Annotated in this window: 2 protein-coding genes and 1 pseudogene; 2 read left to right on the plus strand and 1 reads right to left on the minus strand. The window is 67.7% G+C overall.

The window, feature by feature from the left end:
• A partial coding sequence (locus tag ACOADB_RS05005) for an AIM24 family protein (RefSeq protein ID WP_378596842.1) occupies nucleotides 1-713 on the plus strand: 713 nt, incomplete at its 5' end.
• 100 nt (nucleotides 714-813) lie between these two features.
• Nucleotides 814-1554 carry a PAQR family membrane homeostasis protein TrhA gene (gene trhA / locus ACOADB_RS05010; RefSeq protein ID WP_378596843.1) on the plus strand — a complete coding sequence of 247 codons (741 nt, stop codon included), beginning with the start codon at nucleotides 814-816 and terminating at the stop codon, nucleotides 1552-1554.
• On the opposite strand, the pseudogene ACOADB_RS05015 reads toward trhA, so the two are convergent.
• Nucleotides 1539-1726 (minus strand): annotated as a pseudogene (locus ACOADB_RS05015) (23S rRNA (uracil(747)-C(5))-methyltransferase); the annotation flags it as partial. The gene trhA and the pseudogene ACOADB_RS05015 overlap by 16 nt on opposite strands.

Below are 1726 nucleotides of genomic sequence, written 5' to 3' on the forward strand. Positions count from 1 at the left end.
CCCAGGGGCAGCCCGGCGGCCAGCCGTACGGCGACGCGTTCGCCGGCATCACCGGCGACCTGATCGACGGCCGGTTCAGCGAGAAGGACGCCATCGGCGCCAGCCTGCAGAACAAGAAGATGCTGCGGGTCCGGGTGGTCGAGCCCTTCATGGCCAAGCAGGGCGCGATGGTCGCCTACCAGGGCAATGTCGCGTTCAACTACCAGGGCGGCGGCGCCGCCAAGTTCCTGAAGAAGGCCTTCACCGGTGAGGGCCTGAACCTCATGCGCGTCGAGGGCCAGGGCGACGTCTTCCTCGCCGACGGCGGCCACGAGGTGCACATCCTGCACCTCAACAACAGCGGCCTGTCCGTCAACGGTTCGAACGTGCTGGCGTTCTCCGCGTCCCTCGACTGGAACGTCGAGCGGGTCAAGGGCGGCAGCATCGCCGCGGGCGGCCTGTTCAACACCACCCTGCGCGGCACCGGCTGGGTCGCCATCACGACCGATGGACAGCCGGTCGTGCTGAACGCTGCCGAGGCGCCGACGTTCGCCGACGCCCAGGCCCTCGTGGCCTGGTCGGTGCACCTGCAGACGTCGATCAAGTCCTCCTTCACCGCCGGCGCCCTGATCGGCCGCGGTTCGGGCGAGGCCTTCCAGGTCGCGTTCAGCGGCCAGGGCTTCGTGATCGTGCAGCCGTCGGAAGGCGGCGTCGTACCACCACACACGCACTGACGACATCCTCCGATCGGAGGATCCGCGGCGGCCGGATGAGCGTGAGATCACGCTCGCCCGGCCGCCGTTGCAGTAGTGATCCGTGGGTACTCTCGTACACATGACCCAGGCCTCCGATCACACCGGCGGCAAGGTCCGTGCTCGTCTGGACGACATCGGCGAGCAGATCAGCGAAACCCTCGCAGAGGTCAAGCCCAAGCTGCGCGGCTGGATCCACCTCGCGTCGACTCCCCTGGTCCTCGCGGCGGGCATCGTCCTGATCTGCCTGTCGCCGACAGCATCGACGCGCGTCGGGTCGGTCTTCTTCGTGTCCTCCGCGCTGCTGCTGTTCGGCATCTCGTCGCTCTACCACCGCGGCACCTGGTCGCCGAAGGTGTGGAAGATCCTCAACCGGATCGACCACTCGAACATCTTCCTTTTCATCGCCGGCTCGTACACGCCGTTCGCGCTCATCCTTCTCGACGGATCCGCCCAGGTCATCCTGCTCACCACCGCGTGGACCAGCGCCGTGCTCGGGATCGCGTTCAAGGTGCTGTGGCCGTCCGCGCCCCGCTGGATGTCGGCACCGATCTACATCGCGATGGGCTGGGCCGCACTCTTCTTCCTGCCCGCGTTCTACAACGGTGCGACCGCCCTCGGGCTCGGCGTCGGCATCGCGATCTTCGTCCTCATCGCATCCGGCGGGGCGCTCTACACCCTGGGCGGCCTGGTCTACGGCTTCCAGTGGCCGAACCCGTCACCTCGTGTGTTCGGCTTCCACGAGGTCTTCCACGGCTTCACCATCGCGGCGTTCGTGACGCACTACGTCGGCATCTCGCTGGCGACCTACTCGCTGCGCTGAAGCAGGACCAGCACCTCGGACAGCGGCGTCTGCGGGAACATGTCGAGCAGGCGCCCCTTCACCAGCCGGTACGACGTCAGGTCGGCCAGGTCGCGCGCAAGCGTCTCGGGGTTGCAGCTCGAGTAGAGGATGTGACGCGCGCCGGACTCCTCGAGCCGGCGGGACAGGTCCG

This window comes from Nocardioides sp. CPCC 206348 (assembly GCF_048654705.1).
Taxonomy (GTDB): domain Bacteria; phylum Actinomycetota; class Actinomycetes; order Propionibacteriales; family Nocardioidaceae; genus Nocardioides.

Excerpts from the sequence above, each read along its gene's own strand:
- trhA (WP_378596843.1), top strand. The coding sequence starts at position 814 with ATGACCCAGGCCTCCGATCACACCGGCGGCAAGGTCCGTGCTCGTCTG.